Annotated in this window: 18 protein-coding genes; 13 read left to right on the top strand and 5 right to left on the bottom strand. The window is 66.8% G+C overall.

The window, feature by feature from the left end:
• Positions 1-202: 202 nt before the first annotated feature.
• Positions 203-418 (bottom strand): DUF4170 domain-containing protein, encoded by a 216-nt coding sequence (locus SP5_RS02230; RefSeq protein ID WP_042483471.1) that lies wholly within the window; start codon positions 416-418, stop codon positions 203-205.
• A gap of 141 nt (positions 419-559) precedes the next feature.
• Here SP5_RS02230 and SP5_RS02225 point away from each other — a divergent pair, with 141 nt between their 5' ends.
• From SP5_RS02225 to SP5_RS02210, 4 genes are all read left to right on the top strand, one after another.
• Complete coding sequence (locus SP5_RS02225; protein ID WP_052811371.1) at positions 560-1,810, top strand: NAD(P)/FAD-dependent oxidoreductase; 1,251 nt, start codon at positions 560-562, stop codon at positions 1,808-1,810.
• Between the two features lie 75 nt (positions 1,811-1,885).
• Complete coding sequence (locus SP5_RS02220) at positions 1,886-4,126, top strand: alpha-galactosidase (RefSeq protein WP_084220530.1); 2,241 nt, start codon at positions 1,886-1,888, stop codon at positions 4,124-4,126.
• A 94-nt stretch (positions 4,127-4,220) separates the two neighbouring features.
• Positions 4,221-4,460: a hypothetical protein gene (locus SP5_RS02215; protein ID WP_139330240.1), complete on the top strand. Its 240-nt coding sequence runs from the start codon at positions 4,221-4,223 to the stop codon at positions 4,458-4,460.
• A gap of 41 nt (positions 4,461-4,501) precedes the next feature.
• Positions 4,502-6,334, top strand: a complete 1,833-nt coding sequence (locus SP5_RS02210; protein ID WP_167334665.1) for an FUSC family protein — start codon at positions 4,502-4,504, stop codon at positions 6,332-6,334.
• A gap of 13 nt (positions 6,335-6,347) precedes the next feature.
• Here the strand turns inward: SP5_RS02210 and SP5_RS02205 are convergent, their stop codons facing one another.
• On the bottom strand, positions 6,348-7,055 hold the full coding sequence (locus SP5_RS02205; protein ID WP_042483465.1) for a FadR/GntR family transcriptional regulator: 708 nt from the start codon (positions 7,053-7,055) through the stop codon (positions 6,348-6,350).
• A gap of 210 nt (positions 7,056-7,265) precedes the next feature.
• On the opposite strand from SP5_RS02205, the gene SP5_RS02200 reads away from it, so the two are divergent.
• From SP5_RS02200 to SP5_RS02190, 3 genes are all read left to right on the top strand, one after another.
• The gene (locus SP5_RS02200) at positions 7,266-9,233 is read left to right on the top strand and encodes a CocE/NonD family hydrolase (protein WP_042483462.1); all 1,968 of its coding nucleotides are present in this window, start codon (positions 7,266-7,268) and stop codon (positions 9,231-9,233) included.
• A gap of 90 nt (positions 9,234-9,323) precedes the next feature.
• On the top strand, positions 9,324-10,490 hold the full coding sequence (locus tag SP5_RS02195; RefSeq protein ID WP_167334664.1) for a GAF domain-containing protein: 1,167 nt from the start codon (positions 9,324-9,326) through the stop codon (positions 10,488-10,490).
• Positions 10,453-10,932, top strand: coding sequence for a response regulator (locus SP5_RS02190; RefSeq protein ID WP_052811370.1), 480 nt, complete (start codon positions 10,453-10,455; stop codon positions 10,930-10,932). The genes SP5_RS02195 and SP5_RS02190 overlap by 38 nt, the downstream gene beginning before the upstream one ends.
• On the opposite strand, the gene SP5_RS02185 is transcribed toward SP5_RS02190, so the two are convergent.
• Positions 10,933-11,376, bottom strand: coding sequence for a MarR family winged helix-turn-helix transcriptional regulator (locus SP5_RS02185; RefSeq protein WP_042483458.1), 444 nt, complete (start codon positions 11,374-11,376; stop codon positions 10,933-10,935).
• A gap of 96 nt (positions 11,377-11,472) precedes the next feature.
• Here SP5_RS02185 and SP5_RS02180 point away from each other — a divergent pair, with 96 nt between their 5' ends.
• Genes SP5_RS02180 through SP5_RS02170 form a run of 3 tightly spaced genes read left to right on the top strand, consistent with a single transcriptional unit; the run spans position 11,473 to position 15,769 of the window.
• Positions 11,473-12,669, top strand: coding sequence for an HlyD family secretion protein (locus SP5_RS02180; protein ID WP_084220529.1), 1,197 nt, complete (start codon positions 11,473-11,475; stop codon positions 12,667-12,669).
• Positions 12,666-14,282 (top strand): MDR family MFS transporter, encoded by a 1,617-nt coding sequence (locus tag SP5_RS02175; RefSeq protein ID WP_439645594.1) that lies wholly within the window; start codon positions 12,666-12,668, stop codon positions 14,280-14,282. The genes SP5_RS02180 and SP5_RS02175 overlap by 4 nt, the downstream gene beginning before the upstream one ends.
• Before the next feature lie 8 nt (positions 14,283-14,290).
• Complete coding sequence (locus tag SP5_RS02170) at positions 14,291-15,769, top strand: efflux transporter outer membrane subunit (protein ID WP_042483545.1); 1,479 nt, start codon at positions 14,291-14,293, stop codon at positions 15,767-15,769.
• Positions 15,770-15,905: 136 nt separating this feature from the next.
• Here the strand turns inward: SP5_RS02170 and SP5_RS02165 are convergent, their stop codons facing one another.
• Both SP5_RS02165 and SP5_RS02160 read right to left on the bottom strand, forming a co-directional pair.
• Entirely contained in the window at positions 15,906-16,295 is a 390-nt protein-coding gene (locus SP5_RS02165; RefSeq protein ID WP_042483452.1) for a MerR family transcriptional regulator, read from the bottom strand.
• A gap of 3 nt (positions 16,296-16,298) precedes the next feature.
• Positions 16,299-18,014 (bottom strand): long-chain-fatty-acid--CoA ligase, encoded by a 1,716-nt coding sequence (locus SP5_RS02160; protein ID WP_042483449.1) that lies wholly within the window; start codon positions 18,012-18,014, stop codon positions 16,299-16,301.
• A gap of 131 nt (positions 18,015-18,145) precedes the next feature.
• Here SP5_RS02160 and SP5_RS02155 point away from each other — a divergent pair, with 131 nt between their 5' ends.
• Genes SP5_RS02155 through SP5_RS02145 form a run of 3 tightly spaced genes read left to right on the top strand, consistent with a single transcriptional unit; the run spans position 18,146 to position 23,424 of the window.
• Positions 18,146-19,282, top strand: a complete 1,137-nt coding sequence (locus SP5_RS02155; protein ID WP_042483447.1) for a thiolase family protein — start codon at positions 18,146-18,148, stop codon at positions 19,280-19,282.
• Positions 19,282-21,609: a 3-hydroxyacyl-CoA dehydrogenase/enoyl-CoA hydratase family protein gene (locus SP5_RS02150; protein WP_042483542.1), complete on the top strand. Its 2,328-nt coding sequence runs from the start codon at positions 19,282-19,284 to the stop codon at positions 21,607-21,609. The genes SP5_RS02155 and SP5_RS02150 overlap by 1 nt, the downstream gene beginning before the upstream one ends.
• 18 nt (positions 21,610-21,627) lie before the next feature.
• Positions 21,628-23,424, top strand: a complete 1,797-nt coding sequence (locus SP5_RS02145) for an acyl-CoA dehydrogenase C-terminal domain-containing protein (RefSeq protein WP_042483444.1) — start codon at positions 21,628-21,630, stop codon at positions 23,422-23,424.
• The last annotated feature ends 123 nt before the right edge of the window (positions 23,425-23,547 follow it).

Here is a 23,547-nt window from a genome sequence, read left to right as displayed (position 1 = left end):
AGAGGGGAATCCCGCCCCGCTCCGCCTCAGGTAAGTTGAAGGCCACGCTCCAGCCTCGCCCGGTATCGGTCGTCTTCCCATCCACTTCGACTTCGCTCAGTGCGAACGGAGTGAGGGACGTGTGGCGGGACTGTAATCCCAACGCCCGTTCAGCCTGAGCGAAGTCGAAGGCTATGCCCCCAACTTCGCCCTAAGCCGCACATCAATCGAGCTTCGGTTCCAGCAGACGGTGCAGATGCACCACCACGAACTTCATCTCGGCATCGTCGACGGTGCGCTGCGCGGCGGCGCGCCAGGCCTTTTCGGCGCTGGCATAGTCGGGGAACACGCCGACCACTTCCAGCCCGGCGGGATCGACGAAATCAAGGGTCTGCGGATCGCTGACGCGGCCGCCGAACACGAGGTGCAGCTTGCTCATGGTGTCTCCTGAGGATTTGCGCTTTCCCCTAGCGGCAACTGCGCCGCGATTGAAGACGCTCTTTCGCGAGGGCAACGCTTTGTCATCGTCATGGGGGATGGTCATTGGCACCGGCCGTCGATCCATCCTAGGGGATAGGCCATGACCGATATGCACAATCCCTCTTACGACATCGTTATCGTCGGCACCGGCCATGCAGGCGCGCAGGCCGCCATCGCGCTGCGCCAGGAAGGGTTCGAGGGCACGATCGCGATGATCGGCGAAGAAGCCTGGCCGCCCTATGAGCGCCCGCCGCTGTCCAAAGAATATCTGGCCGGGGACAAGCCGTTCGAGCGTATCCTGATCCGCCCCGAGCGGTTCTGGGAAGACCGCGCAATCACGCTGCGGCTGGGCGAGCGGGTCGTCGCGGTCGATGCGGGGGCACGGTGCCTGACCACGGCGGCGGGCATCGTGATCGACTATGGTACGCTGATCTGGGCGGCGGGCGGCCATGCCCGGCGGCTGGACTGTGGCGGTCATGACCTGACCGGCGTGCATTCCGTTCGCACCCGTGCCGATGTCGACCGGCTGATCGCCGAACTGCCTGCGGTGCAAGAGGTGGTGGTGATCGGCGGCGGTTATATCGGGCTGGAGGCGGCGGCCGTGCTGAGCAAGTTCGGCAAGGCCGTCACCATCATCGAGGCGCAGGACCGCGTGCTGGCGCGCGTCGCGGGCGCGGCGCTGTCGCGCTTCTACGAGGCGGAACACCGCGCGCATGGTGTGACGGTGCGGCTTAACGAGAGCGTTGCGTGTATCGAGGGCGAGGGGTGCGTCAGCGGCGTCCGACTGGCCGATGGCACGGTGCTGCCTGCGCAGATGGCGATCGTCGGCATCGGCATCATACCCGCCGTCGAACCGTTGATCGCGGCCGGAGCGGCAAGCGGCAATGGCGTCACCGTCGATGCGCAAGGGCGCACCAGCCTGCCCCATATCTATGCGGTCGGTGATTGCGCGGCCCATGCCAACGCCTTTGCCGACGGCGCGGTCATCCGGCTGGAGTCGGTGCAGAATGCGCATGACCAGGCGACGGTAGCGGCGCGCACGATCATGGGGCGCGAGGTCGCCTATCATGCGGTGCCCTGGTTCTGGTCGAACCAGTATGACCTGAAACTGCAGACGGTCGGCCTGTCGACCGGGCATGACCAGGCCATCCTGCGGGGCGACCCGGCCACGCGCAGCTTCTCGGTGGTCTATTTGCGACAGGGGCGGGTGATCGCGCTCGACTGCGTCAACGCGATGCGCGACTTCGTGCAGGGCAAGGCGCTGGTGGCCGATGGCGCCACCGTGCCGGTCGAGGCGCTGGCCGACGCTGGCCGTCCGCTCAAGACACTCTGGCCGCTACCCATCTCTTGAGCTTTCAAAACAAGCGCTTGCATCACAGCCCTACGCTATGTCAGACTTAATGCAAAGGTTTGCAGGAGGGGTTTGATGCGCTGGCGGAACGCGATTCTGGCGGGTGTGGGTCTAGTTGCGCTGGCGGCGCCCGTCTCGGCGAAGGTGACGGCTCCGGCGGGTGCGAAGGTGTTTCGCCTCGATGGCGGCGGGGTCACCTATGCCATGGGGGTGGACGAGAAGGGCTATCTTCAGCCGCTCTACTGGGGATCGGCGCTGGCGGCGGGCGATCCGCTGATCTCGGGCGATCCGGTCAAGACGGGAGACCCGATCGTTCTGAAGGCGCCGGGCGAGTTGTCCGGCTTCGACCCCGCCGGTTCGGTGACGCTTCAGGAATATCCGGGGCAGGGCGAGGGGCTGGTCAGCGAACCGGGCGTCAAGGCGCTGTTCGCCGACGGCAATCGCGATCTGGTCCTCAAATATCGCAGCCACAAGGTGAGCGGCGAGACGCTGACCGTCGAACTGGCCGATATCCGCCGTCCGCTGTTCGTCACGCTGACCTACACGATCGACCCCGCGACCGGCATCGTCGCCCGCTCCGCCAGGGTGCGCAACGGCGATGCCCGGCCGGTGCGCGTCGACCAGCTGGCGGCGGCGGTTCTCTCGCTGCCGGTCGGCGACGATTATCGCCTCCATTACCTGACCGGCCGCCACGCCGCCGAATGGACGCAGAAGACAGCGCCGATCGAGGCCGCCGCCACCGTTCTGGAAAGCCGTCGCGGCTCGACCGGCCATGGCAACAACCCCTGGTTCGCGATCGGCCGCGAAGGGCTGACCAGCGAGGAGCATGGTCCTGTCTGGTACGGCGCGCTCGCCTGGTCGGGGTCGTTCCGCATCAGCGTGGGGTCGGACAATCTGGGCCGGGTGCGGATCGCGGGCGGCTATAACCCCTATGATTTCTCCTGGACGCTGAAGCCGGGCGAGGCGCTGGACACGCCGGTCTTCTATGCAGGCTATTCGGGCGACGGGCTGGGCGGGGCGTCGCGCACCTTCCACCAGTTCGAGGTCGCCCACATCCTGCCGCACGGCACCAAGGCGCGGCTGCGCCCGGTCCTCTATAACAGCTGGGAGGCGACCGCCTTCGATGTGACCGAGGCGGGGCAGATGGCGCTGGCCGAAAAGGCGGCGAAGATCGGCGTAGAGCGTTTCGTGGTCGATGACGGCTGGTTCGGCGCGCGCAACAACGACAAGGCGGGCCTGGGCGACTGGACGGTCAATCCGACCAAATTCCCGAACGGCCTGAAACCCCTGATCGACCGGGTGAAGGGGTTGGGCATGGATTTCGGCCTGTGGGTCGAACCCGAGATGGTCAATGTCGACAGCGACCTCTACCGCGCGCATCCCGACTGGGTGCTGAACTTCCCCGACCGGCCGCGGACCGAGGGGCGCAACCAGCTGGTCCTCAACCTCGCGCGGACCGATGTCCGCGATCATTTGCTTGGCGTGCTCGACAAGCTGGTCAGCGAGAACGACATCGCCTTCCTGAAATGGGACTATAACCGCAACTGGACCGAGGCGGGCTGGCCCGAGCAGCCGGTCGCCGACCAGCAGCGTGTCTATGTGGAATATGTCCGCAACCTCTATTACATCCTCTCCGAGCTGCGGCGGCGCCACCCCAAGCTGGAGATCGAGGCGTGTTCGGGTGGCGGCGGTCGGGTGGACTTGGGGATCATCGGGCTGACCGATGAAGTCTGGCCCTCGGACAATACCGATCCGGCCGACCGGTTGACCATCCAGGACGGCTTCACGCGCGCCTATCCGGTCGCGGTCATGATGGCCTGGGTTACGGACAGCCCGAATTGGGCGAATACGCGCGTGACCAGCCTGGACTATCGTTTCCTGTCATCGATGCAGGGCGGGCTGGGGATCGGCGCGAACCTCGACAAATGGGCGGACGCGGACTTCGCCACCGCGCGCAAATGGGTCGCGGCCTACAAGACCATCGGCGAGACCGTGCAGCGCGGTTCGCTCTACCGGCTGGAATCGCCGACCGGCGACAATGCGACGTCCGCGACGATGTATGTCGGGCAGGACAAGCGCCAGGCGGTGCTGTTCCAGATGCTGCATTCGTCGATGTGGCGCGACAACCCCGCCGCGATCCATGCGCAGGGGCTGGACCCGGCGCGGGTCTATAGCGTGCGGATGCTCGACGGCTCGGCGCGGCCCGCGGGCGTGCCTGCGCAGGCGTCGGGGGCGTACTGGATGAACCGGGGTTTGCGTGCGCCGCTGAAGGGGGATTATGTGGGAACCGCGTTCGTGTTCGAGGCGGTGAACTGATCGGGGGGCGGGAAGAACCATGCGAAGGACGGGTTGGGGCGTGACGGCGTGCGTGCTTCTGGCGAACTGCGCGTCCACACCGAAGGAGACGCCGTTGCTGACCAATCGGGTCCTCGCGCGAGCGGCCGCCAAATGCCATGTGAAATCACTGGGCGTCCATTATTCGCGCACCGGCAAGCTGCCTTATGGCGACTATCTGATCCCTGCGGCGGAGGTCGACGCCGGACCTGATGTGCGTCCCAGCGCCCTGTGCATGCACCGCGCACTCGAAGGGTATCGATGGGACTATCTGGGTCAGGTCGAGCACGACCCGGCTACCCGGTCGGGGCGTTAGGATCGGTCGGCCGTCATGGGGCGCGGGCAGGGGAGAGTCGCGTGACGGAACGGGTCGGTGTCGAGGGGCAATTGGGCGATCGATACGGGATGACCCGGACGATCCGGATGCTCGGGCGTCGGCTGGAGTTGCGGTCGGTCAGCCTGGTTCCCGAGCATCTCAATCGCGCGGAGGGATATCGCGGCGCGGTGGCGGTCGCGCTGCCGCTGATGCTGGCGCTCGCGACGGGGCGGAGCGAATGGAGCTGGGCGGTCTATGCCGCCTTCTGGACCTGCCTGTGCGACGTGCCGGGGCCGGACAGGCTGCGGCGTCGTTTGCTCGGCATCTTCGTGGTCGGCGGCGCGGCGGTAGCGCTGGTCGGGTCCTGGGCGGCCTCGATCGCGCCGCATGGGGGAATGATCGTCGGGCCGTTGCTCGTCTTTCTGGTGACCGTGGCGGCCGGGCGGCTGGCCTTTGGCGGGCTGGTCGGAACATTGCTGGCGGTCGTCGCCGTCGTCGCGGTCGGCTTTCCGCATGACCTTGCCGCCGCGTCCCGGCAGTCGGCGGCATTTCTGGCCGGGGCGGCCTGGAGCTATCTGCTGATCAACGGCCTTTGGCGGATCGATCCCTTCGACCCGCTGCGCCGTGCAACCCGGGCGGTGAGCGCGAGGCTGCTCGACATGGCCGATTATCTGGCGGGTTTGGGCGATCGTCCCCATCGCGATGAACGCTGGCATCGTGACCATGCCGAACATCGCCGCGCGGTGCGCCTGGCGATCGAACGCTTTCGCGAGGTCCTGGTCCGTTTCCCGGGGGAACCGGGCCAAGCGCAGGCCGCCCGGCGCGAGCTGGCGGCGGCGGAGACGATGTTCGGCGCGCTGCTGGCGCTCGATCAGGCATGTATCGATCGCCGGGGTAGCGCCGGGCAGCGTGCCCCCCTGGCCGGGGCCTGCCGTGGCGCGGTGGCGAGTTGGCGCGTGTCGCTGCGCCGACCGTCGCAGGCGACGGCTCCGCTGGAGCAGGCCAGCGCAACGATGCGGCATATCCGGGGCGAACTGACGGAGGATGTGTTCCGCGGCTGCGCGGCCGCATTCGAGGCCGCCCTGACCCGGTTGTGTGCGCGGGGCGGCAAGGGCGATCCGACCGCCACCACGGTGGACGCCGGTGCGGACGTGGCCACGCCGGTGGTCAAGGTCCAGCAGGGCCTGCGTCAGGCGGGCGGGCTGGTCATGGTCTATTACGCCGCCGCCGTTTTCGGTCTCGGCTATCCCTATTGGGCGGCAATGGCGGTGATCGTGGTGCTGCAGGGCGGCGTGCGGGTGACATGGGCGCGCTGTCTGGAGCGCATCGCCGGGAGCCTGCTGGGCGGAAGCCTGGCGATGGCGTTGCCGCTGCTGGGCGGCGGCCCGGTGGTGCCCGCGCTGGTCGCGGTGGTGCTGACGGCGCTGACCATGGCATTGCGCTCGGTCAACTATACCATCTTCGTGATCTTCCTCACGATGCTGTTCGTGCTGGTGACGGACATGCTCCATCCGGGGGTCGGGATCGCCTCGGCCCGTGTGATCGACAATGTCGTGGGCAGCATCGCCGCGCTCTTGGCGGTCTTTGCCTTCCGTCCCGATTTCGGGCCGCCCCTGCCGCGCCGGATCGCGGACGGGATCGGTGCCAACCGGCTTTACGGTCAGGCGGTCGAAAGCGGCCAGACACTCGCCGCGATCGAGGCCGCGCGCCGCGCCGCCGGGCGCGCCAGCGTCGAGGCGGAGATCGCGGCGCATGATCTGGGCGGCTGGCTGCACCGGCTGAGCCACCGCCGATCCGATCTGGCGGCGTTGCAGGACATGCGGAACCTGGCGGGCCGCGCCGCGATGGCATGGCACGCGAAGCTGGGGATGTAAGGGAAGGGGGAGATCACCGCGCCAATGCGCGTTCGGTATCCTCGCGGGCCTGTTCGACCAGCACGATGGTCGCCGCGCGGGCGGCGGCGGCGTCGGCCTCCGCGATGGCGGCGAACAGGTGGCGGTGCTCCGGCATGGAGTCGCGGGGAAGTTTGGCGCTGCGGTGCTTGTAGAGCGTGGTCCAGCGGACCGCCGCGCCGATGCTGCCCGACAGGCTGATCAGCAGCTCGTTGCCCGTCGCCTCCAGGATGATGTTGTGGAACTGCTGGTCGGCGGCGCGCCCCTGTTCGGTATGCAGGCCATGTTCGCCCATCGCCTCCAGTGCCGCGCCCATCCGCGAGAGCTGGCGGGTGTCGCGCTTGACGGCGGCCAGCTCGGCGGCGGCGGGTTCGACGATCAGGCGCAGCTGGAACAGGCTGGTGACGAACCCGGCGGGCGGCTCGCCCTCGAACATCCAGGCCAGCAGTTCGGGGTCGAGCAGATTCCATTCCAGCCGCTCGCGCACCCGCGTGCCCGCCTTGGGTTTGCTGACCACCAGTCCCTTGGCCGACAGCATCCGCAGCGCCTCGCGCACCACGGAGCGGGACATGCCGCGCTGTTCGGCGATCTCGACCTCGCCGGGCAGGGTCGATCCCGTGGGGATGCGGCCGGTCACGATGGCGACACCGATGTCCCGCGCCAAGGCACTATGGGCGGGGCCGCGCCGCTTCAGGATCGTCACTCGGTAGGGTCCTCCCCGGATCGCGGGGCCATACCCCGTTGTTGTCTGACCATATTATGGGGCGATGCGTCGAAAGGGAAGCGCAAGGCGTCACATGTCGCCCGGTTGCACTCCATATGATACCATGTATCATAAATGGCGCCAGTTGCTCCCGACCCCATGTCGCGGCACGATGGGGCATCCACCGATCCAAGAGGGGGTCCGTTTTCCATGCGTTTTCGCTCGTTTATGCTCGCCGCCAGCGCGCTTGCCGTCCTGACGCCCGCCACCGCGCAACAGGCACCCGCGCCCGGCCCGTCGCCCGTCAAGGTCGTCACCGACTCCACGGTCAGCGACATCCCCGCCCGCTTCACGCCGCCGACCAATGTCGCGGAGCGCGATTACGACAAGCGCGAGATCATGATCCCGATGCGCGACGGGACGAAGCTCTACACCGTCATCGTCGTGCCCAAGGGCGCGGTGAACGCCCCGATCGTCCTGACCCGCACGCCCTATAATGCGGCGGGCCGGGCCAAGCGGTCGGACAGCACGAAGATGATCGAGGCGCTGCCGCTGGCCGACGAGGCGTTCGTCAAGGCGGGCTATATCCGCGTCTATCAGGATATCCGTGGGAAGTACGGCTCGGAGGGCGACTATGTCGTGACGCGCCCCGTCATCGGCCCGCTGAACGCGACGAAGGTCGATCACGTTACCGATGCCTATGACACGATCGACTGGCTGGTGAACAAGGCGAACCTGCCCGAATCCAATGGCCGCGTCGGCATGATCGGGTCGTCCTATGAGGGCTTTACCGTCGTCATGGCGCTGCTGAACCCGCACCCCGCGTTGAAGGTCGCCGCGCCCGAAAGCCCGATGATCGACGGCTGGATGGGCGATGACTGGTTCCATTACGGCGCGTTCCGCCTTGCCAATATCGGCTGGATCGGGTCGCAGACCGGCTACAAGGGCGAGGGCAAGGCCCCGCCCAGCGGCGGTTACGACGATTACGAGAATTTCCGCTACGGCTCGGCGAACGACTGGGCGAAGAAGTCCGGCTATGACCAGCTGCCCATGTGGCAGCGCGTGGTGCGGCACCCGGCCTATGACTTCTATTGGCAGGGCCAGGCGCTGGACAAGCTGCTGGCGGCCAACCCTTCCAACGTGCCGACCATCTGGGAACAGGGCTTGTGGGACCAGGAGGATATGTACGGCGCCATCACCGCGTGGGAAGCGCTGAAGGCCAAGGGCAAGCTGGGCAACAATTTCCTGGTGATGGGGCCGTGGCGGCACAGCCAGATCAACCGGACCGGCACCAGCCTGGGGCCGTTCCAGTGGAATGGCGATACCGCGAAGCAGTTCCGCGAGGACATGGTCCTGCCGCTGTTCAACCAGTATCTGAAAGACGGTCCGGCGGCGAATCTGCCCAGCGCCGCCATCTACAACACCGGCGAGAATCATTGGGACAAGCTGACCCAATGGCCGCTGGCCTGCCAGAGCGGGTGCGCCGCGCCGCTGACCCCGCTCTATCTGGCGGATGACAAGGGGCTGAGCTTCGACAAGCCGGGGGCGGGGGCGGACGCCTATGTCTCCGATCCGGCCAATCCGGTGCCGCATCTGTCGCGTCCTGTGAACTTCGGTGACGGCCGCTGGGGCGACTGGCTGGTCAGCGACCAGCGGCATGTCGATGGCCGCACCGATGTCGTGACCTATGCCACCCCGGTCCTGACCAAGGCGGTGCGGGTGTCCGGCGCGCCGATCGCCGACCTGTTCGCGCGCACCACCGGCACGGACGGCGATTTCGTGGTGAAGATCATCGATGTCTTCCCGCAGGAAAATGCGATCGATGAAAAGATGGGCGGCTATGAACTGCCGATCAGCCTCGACATCTTCCGGGGACGCTATCGCAACAGCTTCTCCAATCCCACGGCCATCCCGGCGGGCAAGGTGCAGGAATACAAGTTCCGCCTGCCGACCGTGAACCATGTGTTCCAGCCGGGGCACCGGATCATGGTCCAGGTCCAGTCCAGCCTGTTCCCGCTGTACGATCGCAATCCGCAGACCTTCGTGCCCAATATCTTCACGGCCAAGGCGGGCGACTACAAGAAGGCGACGATCACGCTGGAGCGCGGGGGCGCCAATGCCAGCCGCGTCTGGCTGCCGGTCGTGCCGCTCGACCAGTCGGCGGTGGCGGCGCGCTGACCCGTGCGGGCGGGATGGCGTCCCGCCCCATGATGGATTTGTCCGAAACAATCCTTGGAGCCACGGGCCGGTAGCGTTACTCTGCCGCCCGTGGCTCTCCCACCACCTTCATTCCCGCCTTTGCCGCTGTCCGGCGAAGCGACCGGGACGGCTGTCGCCGACCCTGCCGATGCACAGCGCTATCTGTCGCTCGTGGCGGCGGCGACCGACCGGCTGATGGCGGCGGACGATCCGGCTGCCATGATCGACTCGCTGTTCGCGCTGATCCGCGACGAATTGCAACTCGACGTCTTTTTCCATTTCCGCCGCGATGGTGAAGCCGTCCGGCTGGAGACCGCGGGCGGCCTGACCCGGGCCGAGCGGCAGGCGGCGGCCGGTCTGGACATCGGCCCGTCCGCCTGCGGGCAGGCGATGCGCGAGCGGCGTACGCTGCACCTGACCGATATCCAGACCAGCGGGGAGGAACGGACGGCGTTCGTCCGGTCGCTGGGCGTGAAGGTCTATCTGTGTATGCCGCTGTTGCACGGGGACGAGCTGCTGGGGACGCTCGGTTTCGGGCGGCGGGCGGCGCGGCCGTTCGACGAGGAGGAACGGCGGCTGTTGCTGCTGCTCTGCCACTATGCCGCGCTGGCGCAACATCGCTTGCGGATCGAGGAGGCGCTGCGGCGCGGGCTCGACACCCAGGCGCAGTTGCTCGCCGAGTTGAACCACCGGGTCCGCAACGCGCTACAGGTGGCGATCGGCCTGGTCACCCATGAGGGGCGCGAGGCCCCCGATACGGGCACGCGCCGCGCACTGATGCGGGCGGCCGAGCGATTGCAGGTGCTGGCCAGCGCACATCGGCCGCTTTACGCCACCGCCGATTCCGGGCTGGTCGACCTGCCTGCGCTCTTCGGCGACGTGATCGCGCAGCTGCGCGGCGATACGGGGCATGGGCCGATCACGGTCGACAGCCCGGTCGCGGTGCCGATCGAGCGCGCCGTGGCGGCCGCGCTGCTGCTCGACGCGCTGATGGCGCAAGGGGCAGGGGTACCGCGCATCGGTTTCACGGTGAACGGGACGCCGGGGAACGAAATGCTCCGTATCGCGTTCGAGGCGATCGGATGGGGACGTATCGCCGATGTGGTCGACCGGGATCGACTGGTGGTGAGGCTTTGCCATCAGTTGCGCGCGACATTGACGAACGAGGATGATGGGTGCCTGATCTTGGTCATGCCGCATGACGGCGGCGCATATGGGGTTCGCCCCGCATCCTGATGAACTGGTCGATGACGACCGCGATAACGAGACCCCGCTGAACCTCCTCATCATCGAGGATGAGGCGCTGGTCGCGATGCTGGTCGAGGACGCACTGACGCTGCACGGCCACCGCGTCATCGGCATTGCCGATACCGTCGCCGCCGCCATGGCGCTGGTCGATCGGGAGCGGCCCGACCTTGTGCTTTGCGATGTCAAGCTGGCCGACGGAGACAGCGGGTTGACGGCCGCCCAACTGCTCGCCGAGCGCGGCATTCCCTGTATCTTCCTGAGCGGCAACTGCCCGGAGCGCGGCGGCCATCCGCTGGTCATCGGCTGTATCGCCAAGCCGTTTCGCGCGGGTAGCCTGGGCGCCGCCGTCCGTGCCGCGCATGTGGTGGCGCAGGGCGGACGGCCCAGCGACCCGCCGGCTGCGCTGCGTTTCTATGGCGAGCGGATCTGATCAGCGGATCTGATCACCGGGCGACCCTTCGATCGCCTGTTCCATCTTGTCGAGGATTCGCGCGAACTGCTCGATCTCCTCATCGCTCAGCAAGCCGAAGGCCTGGGCGATCAGCGTTCGGCGCAGTGGCTCGGTCTGGCGCAGGACCTGCCGCCCGTGATCGGTGATATCGAGCCGCTTCGCCCGCCGGTCGTCCGGGTCGGGGACGCGCACGACGAGGGAGTCGCGCTCCATCGTGTCGATCGCCTGGGTTACCGTGCGGGGGGCCAGATCGAACCAGTCGGCCACATCGGCGGCGCGAACCGGCGCATTGTTGGCAATGAAGTGGAGCATCTTGGTCCGTGCCAGCGAAGCGCCCTGCGCCGCCATCTGGCGGTCGAGCAGCCGGTGGAAACGCAGATAGATGCGGCTGTAGCGGAGCGCCAGGGTTTCATGATCGAACATAATATGAGGTAGCTCAATAAATGGTCTTGCCTTATTGTGCAAGTGCGAGCAAATGCACCATCCAGTTCTTTTGATTCCATCGACAGGGAGGCCGGTGTGGCCGACGCAAACCAAGTGAATGAGGGGCAGGACGCAGAGCGCGACGACGCGGACGCGACCGAGGACAAGACCCCCGTATCGCCCGCCAAGAAGCGACGCATCCGCATCATCCTGCTGGTCGTGGCGGCGGTCGCCGTCATCGGCGGCGTATTCTGGTATGCGAACTACAAGAGCGTCGGCCAGTATATGCAGACGACCAACGATGCCTTCATCCAGGCGGATGCGGTCACGGTCGCGCCCAAGGTTTCCGGCTATGTCGACAAGGTGTTCGTGGCGGAGAACCAGAACGTCCAGGCGGGGCAGCCGCTGCTCCAGATCGACACCCGCGACTATCAGGCGCAGACCGCACAGATCCAGGCGCAGATCGGTGTCGCGCGCGCCAATGCCGAGGGGGTGCAGGCGCAGATCAAGGAACAGCAGGCGGCGATCGACCGCGCGGAGGCCGATCTGCGCGCCGCGCAGAGCGACGCCGTCTTCGCCCAGGCCGAGGTCGTCCGCTACACCCCGCTTGCCGCATCCGGCGCGGAGAGCCGCGAGCGCCTGTCGCAGCTTCAGAACCAGGCGCGTCAGGCCAATGCCAAGGTCGCCGCGGCGTCCGCCGCGCTGGCTGCGTCGCGTCGCCGTATCGGCACGCTCGACGCGCAGGTGCAGCAGGCCCGTTCGCAGGGGCAGGCCGCCAAGGCGCAGCTTGATGCCGCCGAGGTCAATCTGGGCTCGACCACGATCCGCGCCTCGATCGGCGGTCGTGTCGGCAACAAGACGGTGCGTGTCGGCCAGTTTCTGCAGGCAGGCACCCGGACCATGTCGATCGTGCCGGTCAACCAGCTGTATATCAATGCGAACTTCAAGGAAACGCAGCTGGGCCTGATGCGCCCCGGCCAGCCGGTGAAGATCGATGTCGATGCACTGCCGGGGGTCGAGATCAAGGGGCATGTCGAGAGCGTGGCACCGGGCACCGGCGCGCAATTCTCGCTGCTGCCGCCGCAGAACGCGACCGGCAACTTCACCAAGATCGTGCAGCGCGTGCCCGTCCGCATCGCGGTCGACGCCGATGCACAGACCCGCGCGCTGATGGTGCCGGGCATGTCGGTGGAGGTGACCGTCGACACCCGCTCGGCCAAGGGTGCGCTGAAGCACATCGCCGAGCAGCAGGACCAGCATAACGAGGCGCGGCAGGGGGCGCAGGGCCGGTGAGCGCCGCCGCCGCCCCCGCTCGGGGCAATAAGGCCGGAGCGGCTGCCCGTTCTGGTGATGCGCCGGCGCACGCCGGCCGGGGGGGCGGCGCACCCGCAAAGGCCGACCTGACCGCCTGGCTCGCCGTCGCGGCGGGCAGCATCGGCGCGCTGATGGCGACGCTCGACATCTCGATCGTCAACTCCGCGCTGCCGACCATCCAGGGCGAGATCGGCGCGAGCGGGACCGAGGGGACGTGGATCGCGACGTCCTATTTGGTCGCCGAGATCATCATCATTCCGCTCTCCGCCTGGCTGGAGCGGTTGCTGGGCCTGCGTACCTTCCTGCTGATCGCGTCGATCCTGTTCACCGCCTTTTCGGTCGTGTGCGGCCTGTCGACCAACCTGACGATGATGATCATCGGACGCGCAGGGCAGGGCATCACCGGCGGCGCACTGATCCCGACCGCATTGACCATCATCGCCACCCGATTGCCGCGCGAGCAGCAGCCGATCGGCACGGCGTTCTTCGGCGTCACCGCCATTCTGGGTCCCGTGATGGGGCCGCTGATCGGCGGCTGGCTGACCGAGAATGTCAGCTGGCACTATGCCTTCTTCCTGAACATCCCCGTCGGCGCGATGCTCGTCACGCTGCTGCTCGTCGGCCTGCCGCACCAGAAGCCGCACCTGTCCGAGCTGGCCAAGGCCGACTGGCTGGGCATTGCGGGCCTCGCGCTGGGTCTGGGCGGGCTGACCGTCGTGCTCGAGGAAGGGCAGCGCGAGCAGTGGTTCGAGTCGCGCGAGATCATCGAGCTGACCATCCTGTCGATCTTCGGCTTCGGCCTGTTGTTCGCGGGCCAGTTCGTCGCGTCGCGCCCGGTCATTCGCCTGAAGCTGCTGCTCGACCGCCAGTTCGGCAGCGTGGTCATCATGGGCATCGTGCTGGGCATGGTGCTCTACGGCACCTCCTATGTGATCCCGCAGTTCCTAGCCTCCATTGCAGGATATAACGCCTTCCAGGCGGGCAAGGTCGTGCTGTTGAGCGGTATCCCCAGCCTGCTGATGATGCCGTTCACCCCGATCCTCATCAAGAAGGTCGATATCCGCATCGCGGTCGGCCTGGGGCTGGGCATCATGGCGCTGAGCGCCGGGATCGACACGGTGCTGACCGCCGACTCCACCGGCGGCTCGTTCACCGACAGCCAGTTGCTGCGCGGGGTCGGCACGATCCTGGGCATGTTGTTCCTGAACCAGGCGGCGATCTCGTCGGTGCCGCCGTCGCAGGCGGGCGATGCGGCCGGGCTGTTCAGCGCGGCGCGCAACCTGGGCGGCTCCTTCGCGCTGGCGGGCATCGCCACCGTGCAGGACCAGCGCAGCTTCCTGCACGAGCGTCGACTGGAGGAGTCGCTTTCGGCCAATTCGGGATCGACCCAGGGCTGGATCGACTCGCTGACCCAGCAATTCGGCAGCAGCGACGCGGCGCTGCGCATGATCGGCAATACGGTCAAGCAGCAGGCGCTGGTCATGACCTATAACGACCTGTTCTTCATCCTGTGCGTCGGCATCATCATGGTGATGCCGCTTGTCCTGTTCCTCCGCCCGCTGCCCAAGGGTGGCCCGGTGGCGATGCATTGAGAACCATGATGCGCAAGCAGTTTTCCCTCATCCCGCTCCTCCTGCTGGGGGCCTGCACCGTCGGGCCGAACTATGCCGGGCCGCCCAAGGCCATCGGCTCGGCGGCGACCCCGCCCGCCGGGTTCGTGCGCGCCGACAATACGCTGGCGACGACCACGCCCGCGGTGGCCGACTGGTGGACGACGCTGAACGATCCCATGCTGACCTGGCTGGAGGAGCGGGCACTCGAGTCCAATCCCAACGTCGCGGTGGCGCAGGCGCGGTTGAAGCAGGCGCGGTCGGCGCTGCGGCTGGAGCGCGCCAACCAGGCCCCCAACGCCAATGCCAGCGCGACCTATCTTCACGCCAATCTGCCCGAACTCAACCTCGGCAGCGGTAACGCCGAGCAGGGTGGCGCCAATGGCGGCGCGTCCGGTGGTTCGGCAAGCGGGTCGGGCGGCGGCACCAATGTCGACTTCTTCAACCTGGGCTTCGACGCCAGCTGGGAGATCGACCTGTTCGGCGGCCGTCGCCGCACCGTCGAGGCGGCGCGCGCCAGCGCCGAGGCGGCGGAGGCCAATGTCGCCGACGCGCAGGTGTCGCTCAGCGCCGATGTGGCGCAGGCCTATGTCGGGCTTCGCGATGCGCAGCAGCGGCTGATCCTGGCGCGCGAGGCGTCGAAGATGCAGCGCGACACGCTCAACCTGACGCTCCAGCGGTTCAACAACGGCACCGCCTCGCAACTGGAAGTCGAGCGGCTGCGCAACCAGGTGGAAAGCACCGATGCGCAGATCCTGCCGCTATCGTCGTCGGTCGAGACCTATCTCAACGCGCTCGCCATCCTGATCGGCGAGGCACCGGGCACGCTCGACCAGCGCCTGAGCCAGGCGGGGCAGGTGCCGCTCCCGCCCGCGCAGGTCGCGGTGGGCGATCCGACCGCGCTGCTCCAGCGTCGCCCCGACATCCGCGCCGCCGAGCGCAACCTGGCGGCGCAGACCGCCAGGATCGGCGTGGCCGAGGCGGCGAAGTTTCCGCGCCTGAACCTGATGGGGATCATCGGCATCGGCGGCACCTCGCTCGACTCGCTGACCGATCTCGACAATGTGGTGACGCTGGGCGCACCGATGCTCCAGTGGAACGTGCTGAACTTCGGTCGCGCCAATGCGCGGGTCGGACAGGCCGAGGGCGCGCGCGACGAGGCGGAGGCGCGGTATCGCGGTGCCGTCCTGTCGGCGCTGCGCGATGCCGAGGACTCGCTGTCGCGCTTCCGCGCGCGGCGGAACACGGTGGCGACGCTGGCGCGGGCGAAGGCTTCGGCGGATCGCTCGGCAGTGTTGATGCAACAGCGCTATCGTGCTGGGGCCGCGACGTTGATCGATACGCTCGATGCCGAGCGCCAGCGGGTCGCGGCGCAGCAGTCGCTGTCGCAGGCGGTAGCGGGCCTGACCAATGATTATGTGGCGCTGCAAAAGGCGCTCGGCTTGGGCTGGCGAGCGCCGCAGTCGTAAGGCTGGCACGTCTTCCTCCCCTGTAAGGGGAGGGGGACCAGCGAAGCTGGTGGAGGGGTGTCCCCGCTGATGGTGACACCCCTCCGTCAGTCCTGCGGACTGCCACCTCCCCTTGCAGGGGAGGAATAAGAAGCGGTTACACCCCCGCCTTCGCGATCCGTTCGCGCGCTTCGCGTTCGATCGTCTCCAACTCGTCGACCGTCTGGACCAGCGCGGTCATCTGCTGGCGCAGTTCGTCGACCCGCTCGCGACAGCGTTCGGCCAGCACGCGCATCTGTTCGACATGCTGCGGATCGGCGTCGTACAGCCGCAGGAACTCCTCGATCTCGCGCAGCGAGAAGCCCAGCCGCTTGCCGCGCAGGATCAACTGCATCCGCCCCGTCTCGCGCCTGGAATAGACGCGCGCGGTGCCGACCCGGCGCGGCTCGATCAGGCCGCGATCTTCATAGAAACGCAGCGTCCGCGTCGTCACCCCCAAGCTGTTCGCGACATCCTGAATGCCGCGCAGCTCCTCTTCATCCCCCACCGTCTATTCCCCCACGGGCCGCACCGCCGCAGCGGCGGCCTTGGCCAATTCTTCCTCAACCAGTTCCTTTTTCGACAACTTGCCGATCAGGGTCTTGGGCAGGCTTTCGCGGATTTCGACCTCGCGGGGAAGTTCGATCTTGCTGACCTTGTCCTGTAAAAAGGCACGCAATTCCTCGGGCGTGGCGTGGTGATCGGCGGCGAGTTTCACGAAGGCCTTGGGCGACTGGCCGCGATAGGCGTCGGGGATGCCGATGACGACCGCCTCGGCGACCGCCGGATGTTCGTACAGCGCTTCCTCGATCATGCGCGGATAGACGTTATAGCCGCCGCACAGGATCACGTCCTTGATCCGGTCGACGATGAACAGATAGCCGTCCTCGTCCAGATAGCCGACATCGCCGGTGCGCAGCGCGCCATGGATGAAGACCTGCTCGCTCTCGCTCGGCTTGTTCCAATAGCCGGACATGACCTGCGGGCCGCGCGCGCAGATTTCGCCGACCTCGCCCGGCGGCATCAGCCGGTCGGGATTGTCGCGGTCGCGGATTTCGATGACCGTGCCGGGGAAGGGCAGGCCCGCCGAGCCGCCCTTGTTCTCGCCGATGATCGGGTTGCAGGTGATGATCGGCGACGCCTCGGACAGGCCGTATCCCTCGACCAGCTTGCCGCCGGTCGTGGTTTCGAAGGCGATACGCACCTCGGCGGGGAGCGGCGCGCCGCCCGAGATGCAGGCCTTGATCGCCGACAGGTCGACCTTGCGCGCTTCCGCGACGCCCGCGATCGCGTTGTAGATAGTGGGGACGGCGGGGAAATAGGTCGGCTTGCTGCGCGCGATGGTCTTCAGCACCTGGTCCAGCTCGAACCGGGGAAGCAGGATCATCTCCGCCCCGACCCGGATCGCGAAGCTGAGCACGGTCGTCAGCGCGAAGACATGGAAGAGGGGAAGTACGCCCAATATGCGCTCTTCGCCGATCATCTCTTCGCCGCCGGTATGGATGACCATCGCATCGGCATTGGCGACCAGATTGGCGTGGGACAGCATCGCCGCCTTGGGGCTGCCCGTCGTTCCCCCGGTATATTGCAGCACCGCCACATCGTCGGGCTTCGCCGACACCGGGGCCAAGGTGCCGCCGCGCTTCATCATCTGCGCGAAGGTCAGGTGACGGGGCGAGGGGCCGGGGGCGGCGATCATCGACCGCTTGAGCAGGCGATAGGCTAGGCCCTTCACGGTCGGCAGCGCACCCGCGACCGGGCAGGATATGACGTGGCGCAGGCCCAGTTTCTCGGCGACATGGGAGACGCGGCCGTAAATGTCGGGAATGTCGCAGGTCGCGATGATCTCCGCGCCCGAATCCTCCAGCAGATGGCACAGCTCGCGCTCGACATAGAGCGGGTTGACGTTGACGACGATGCCCCCGGCCTTGAGCGTCGCAAAGTACAGGACCGGATAATAGATGATGTTGGGCAGGCAGAGCGCGACACGGCATCCCGGCTTCACCCCCAGCGCCTGTAGCCCGGCGGCGGCCTTGTCGACCATCGCGCCCAACTCGTCATAGCGGGTGATTCGCCCCATGAAGTCGATCGCGGGGCGAGAGCCATGGCGCCGTACCGTGGTCTCGAACATATCTGTCAGCAGTCGCGGCTCGAAGACCAGAGGGCGTCCCGTCGCCTGACCCGGTACACCGCCTGTCGTGGTTTCCCCGATGGCTCCTGCCGTCATCGCGTCGCTCTCCTATATCTTTTTTCGACCATACCCGGTTGTCGATTGCGGTCGAGTTGCTTATTGTGTTGACGTATAGGGTAGGTAACGCACCTTAACGTTAGGCCGCAAGCCCATAAAGAGAGGATTGGATGACCAACATCGTGATCGCAGGCTATGCCCGCTCTCCCTTCACCCAGGCTGGCAAGGGCGCGCTCGCACGGGTTCGTCCCGACGATCTGACCGCGCAGGTGATTCGCGGCCTGATCGAACGCACCGGCGTCGATGCGTCGCAGATCGAGGACATCATCCTGGGCTGCGCCTTTCCCGAGGGCGAGCAGGGCATGAACGTCGCGCGGCTGATCGGCCTGCTGGCGGACCTGCCTTTGTCGGTCGGCGGCATGACGGTGAACCGCTTCTGCGGATCGTCCATGTCGGCGATCCATATCGCCATGGGGCAGATCCAGATCGGTGCAGGCGAGGCGTTCATCTGCGCGGGCATCGAGTCGATGAGCCGGGTGCCGATGGGCGGCTATAACCCGCTGCCCAATCCCGAACTCGCCGCCGCCCGGCCGGGCGCGTACATGGGCATGGGCCAGACCGCCGAGAACGTCGCGGAAAAATACCAGATCACCCGCGCCGAGCAGGAAAAGTTCGCGGTCGCCAGCCAGAAGAAGGCCGCCGAGGCGCGCTCCGCCGGTCGTCTGGCCGATGAGATCGTGCCGATCCGCACCAAGGCGGGCGACGTGACCGAGGACGGGCTGATCCGCCCCGACACCACCGAAGAGGTTCTGTCCGGCTTGAAGCCAGCCTTCAACAAGGATGGCACCGTGACCGCAGGCACCGCCTCGCCGCTGACCGATGGCGCGGCCGCTGTGCTGGTTACGTCGGAGGAGTTCGCCAAGAATCATGGTCTGACGATTCTCGCCCGCATCAAGTCGGTCGCCATTTCGGGCTGCGAGCCGGAGACGATGGGTCTCGGCCCGATCGCCTCGTCCAAGAAGGCGCTCTCGCGCGCGGGCATCGCGTCGAGCGACCTCGATGTCGTCGAGATCAACGAAGCCTTTGCCAGCCAGGCGATCGCCTGCATCCGCGACCTGGGGCTGAAGGAAGACACCATCAACAAGGATGGCGGCGCGATCGCGATCGGCCATCCACTGGGCGCGACCGGCGCGCGCATCGTCGGCAAGGCGGCGGCTTTGCTGGCGCGTGACGGCGGCCACTATGCGCTGGCGACCCAGTGCATCGGCGGCGGGCAGGGCATCGCCACGGTATTGGAGCGTGCATGATGGCTGACACGATCAACAAGGTTTGCGTGATCGGCGCAGGGGTGATGGGCGCGGGCATTGCGGCGCAGGTCGCCAATGCCGGTATGCCTGTCCTGCTGCTCGACATCGTGCCCAAGGACGGCACCGACCGCGATGCCGTCGCCAAGGGTGCCGTCGCCAGGATGCTCAAGACCGAGCCCGCGCCCTTCATGTCGCCCGCCGCCGCCAAGCTGGTGGAAACCGGCAATATCGAGGATCATCTGGCCCGCGTCGCCGAATGCGACTGGATCGTCGAGGCGGTGGTCGAGCGGCTGGATATCAAGCAGGCGCTCTATGCCAAGCTGGAGGAACTGAAGCGCCCCGGCACGGCGGTGTCGTCCAACACCTCGACCATCCCGCTCGGCCATCTGGTCGAGGGGCGGTCGGAGCAGTTCCGCCGCGACTTCCTGATCACCCATTTCTTCAATCCGCCGCGCTACATGCGGCTGATCGAAATCGTGACCTCGGAGCACACCGATGCCGGTGTCGCGGCCAAGGTCGAGCAGTTCGTCGATCACCGCATGGGCAAGCGGATCGTCCGCGCCAAGGACACGCCGGGCTTCATCGCCAACCGCATCGGCACCTATTGGCTGGCGGTCGCGATCAACGCAGCGATGGACCAGGGCCTGACCGTCGAGGAGGCCGACCAGATCGGCGGCCGTCCGATGGGCGTGCCCAAGACCGGCATTTTCGGGCTGATCGATCTGGTCGGCATCGACCTGATGCCGCTGCTCGCCAAGTCGCTGTCTTCGACCCTGCCGGAAGGGGACGCCTATTTCGACACGATCCGCCCGCTGCCGCTGGTCGACAAGATGATCGCGGACGGGTTCACGGGCCGCAAGGGCAAGGGCGGCTTCTACCGCCTCGACCGCAAGCCCGACGGCACCAAGGCCAAGCAGGCGATCGACCTCCAGACCGGCGAATATCGCGCGGAGAAGAAGCCCGACCGGCTTCCGGCGCGCGCCGAGAAGGACCTGGCCGCGCTGGTCGCGACGCCGGGCAAGGTCGGCGACTATGCCTGGGCGGTGCTGGGGCCGGTCCTGTCCTATGCCGCCGGGCTGGTCGGCGAGGCGGCGGACGATGTGGTCGCGATCGATGACGCGATGAAGCTCGGCTATAACTGGAAGTTCGGCCCGTTCGAGCTGATCGACCGCATGGGGCCGGGCAAGCTGGCCGAGCGGCTGCGCGCCGAGGGCAAGCCGGTCCCCGCGCTGCTGGAAACGGCGGGCGACCGTACCTTCTACCGCGTGGTCGATGGCAAGCGGCAGTATCTGACGCTGGGCGGCGACTATGCCGATGTGGTCCGCGCCAAGGGTGTCGTCCTGCTCGAAGACATCAAGCTGCGCTCCGAACCGCTGCTTAAGAATGGCTCAGCCGCCGCCTGGGATGTTGGCGACGGCGTGGTGGCGTTCGAGTTCACCGGCAAGATGAACGCGCTCGACGAGCAGGTCTTGTCGCTCCTCCAAAAGACCATCGCGCTGGTGAAGAGCCAGTACAAGGCGCTGGTCATCTATAACGAGGGCAGCAACTTCTCGGCCGGAGCCAATCTGGGCCTCGCCATGTTTGCGGTGAACATCGCGGCCTGGGGTGAGGTCGACAAGCTGGTCGTCGCGGGGCAGCAGGCGTACAAGGCGTTGAAATACGCGCCTTTCCCGGTAGTAGCAGCCCCTGCCGGCATGGCGCTGGGCGGCGGGTGCGAGATCCTGCTCCATGCCGATGCGATCCAGGCCCATGCCGAGAGCTATATCGGGCTGGTCGAGACCGGCGTCGGTCTGGTGCCGGGCTGGGGCGGCAATGGCGAGCTGATCGACCGTCTCGCCAAGTCGCCCAAAAGCCCCAAGGGGCCGATGCCCGCCGTCATGAAGGCGTTCGAGACCATCTCGACCGCGCAGGTGTCGCGCTCGGCGGCGCTGGCCAAGGAGATGGGCTATCTCCGCAAAGACGACGGCATCACCATGAACCGCGACCGGCTGCTGGCCGATGCCAAGCAGAAGGCGCTATCGTTGGTCGAGGGTTATCAGGCGCCCGAAAAGCCGGTCTTCCGCCTGCCGGGTGCGGCCGGACGTGTCGCCTTCAACGGCGCAGTCGCGGACTTCGCCAAGAAGGGCGTCGCCACGCCGTACGACGTTGTGGTCGCGGGCCGTCTGGCGAATATCGTCACCGGCGGCGAGGCCGACATCATCGACGAGGTGAGCGAGGATCAGCTGCTCAAGCTGGAACGCGCCGCCTTCATGGAAAGCGTCAAGGACGCGCGGACCCAGGCGCGGGTCGAGCATATGCTCGAAACCGGCAAGCCGCTGCGCAATTGATCGGGAGAGGATAATCCCATGCAAGTCTATAACGCACCGCTGCGCGACATGCGTTTCGTCCTCCACGAGCTGTTCAAGGAGGACGAGTTCGGCCCCGTCGCGGGGCAGGACGAATTCGGTCCCGAACTGTACGACGCCATCCTCGAAGAGGCGGCGCGCGTCACGCAGGAGGTCCTGCTGCCGCTCAACGCCACCGGCGATATCGAAGGGTGCAAGCTGGAAAACGGCGTCGTCCGCACCCCCGCCGGGTTCAAGGAAGCCTATAGCCAGTTCTGCGAAGGCGGCTGGGCCGCGCTGGCCTCGCCGGTCGAATATGGCGGGCAGGGGCTCCCTGAGGCCGTCAACAAGCTGGTCGAGGAGATGATCTGCGCGACGAACCTGTCGTTCAGCCTCTATCCCGGCCTGACCCATGGTGCCACCACCGCGCTGATGGGCCATGGCTCGGAAGACCTGAAGAGCTTCTATCTGCCCAAGATGATTTCGGGCGAATGGTCGGGGACGATGTGCCTCACCGAGGCGCATTGCGGCACCGATCTGGGGCTGCTGCGCACCCGTGCCGAACCGCAGGAGGATGGGTCGTACCGTTTGACCGGCGGCAAGATCTTCATCTCGGCGGGCGACCATGACCTGACCGATAACGTCATCCACCTCGTTCTCGCGCGGACGCCCGATGCGCCCAAGGGGGTGAAGGGGATCAGCCTGTTCCTGGTGCCGAAATATCTGCCCAAGGATGACGGCTCGGTCGGCCCGGCCAACGGCGTCAGCGTCGCGGCGATCGAGCATAAGATGGGCCTGAAGGCGTCGGCCACCTGCCAGCTGGAATTCAACGACTCCAAGGGCTGGGTCGTGGGCGAGCTGAACAAGGGTCTGGCCGCGATGTTCACCATGATGAATACCGAGCGTGTCTCGGTCGGCATCCAGGGTCTGGGCATCAACGAGGTCGCGTACCAGTCGGCGGTCGCTTACGCCAAGGACCGCTTGCAAGGCCGCGCGCTGGGCGGAGCGGCGCGTCCCGATCTGCCCGCCGATCCGATCATCGTCCACCCGGACGTGCGCCGGATGCTGATGACCATGCGCGCCTATGCGGAAGGGTGCCGTGCCCTGGGCCAATGGGCGGCGCGCGGGCTGGATGCGGAGGCGAACGCGATCGATCCCGCCGACAAGTCGCGCGCGGCGGATTTCGTCGCGCTGATGACCCCGGTCGTGAAGGCGCTGTTCACCGACCTCGCCTTCGACGCGGCGAACATGGCGGTGCAGGTCCATGGCGGCCATGGCTATATCCGCGACCACGGCATCGAGCAGTTCGTCCGCGACGCCCGCATCGCCCAGATCTACGAGGGCACCAACGGCGTCCAGGCGCTCGACCTCGTCGGCCGCAAGATGCCCGCGCATATGGGCCGCTATATGCGCCCCTTCTTCCATGCCGTGTCCGAGCAGGTCGAGGCGCTCGTGAAGCATGACGACAAGGCGATCACAGGCTGGGCTGCGGGTATGCAGCAGGCGTTCGGTGCGTTGCAGCTCAGCACCGGCATGATCGCGCAAAAGGGCATGAAGGACCCCGAGGAAGCGGGTGCCGCGGCGACCGACTATCTGCGCCTGCTCGGCCTGGTCGGCATCGGGCATTGCTTCCTGAAGTCGGCGCGGATCGCCACCGAACGGCTCGCCGAAGGCACCGACGAGGCGGGCTTCTACAAGGCCAAGCTCGCCACCGCCGGGTTCTTCTTCGACCGTATCCTGCCCCAGGCGACGGCTGCGTTCCTGGCGATCAAGTCGGGCAAGCGCTCGACCATGGCGCTGGAGCTGGAAGCATTTTGAAACGAAGCGATGCCGGTTACGCTTGATTGCGGTCAACCGGCATCGTAGGCATAACGTGTTGTTATCCTATGCGTCATGTGATGAACGTATAGGGTAATTCGGGGGCGACCGGTCAGAACCGGC

Source organism: Sphingomonas parapaucimobilis NBRC 15100, assembly GCF_000787715.1.
Classification (GTDB): domain Bacteria; phylum Pseudomonadota; class Alphaproteobacteria; order Sphingomonadales; family Sphingomonadaceae; genus Sphingomonas; species Sphingomonas parapaucimobilis.
The sequence above is the reverse complement of the archived record's forward strand: the minus strand, read 5'-3'. Positions and strand labels throughout refer to the sequence as shown.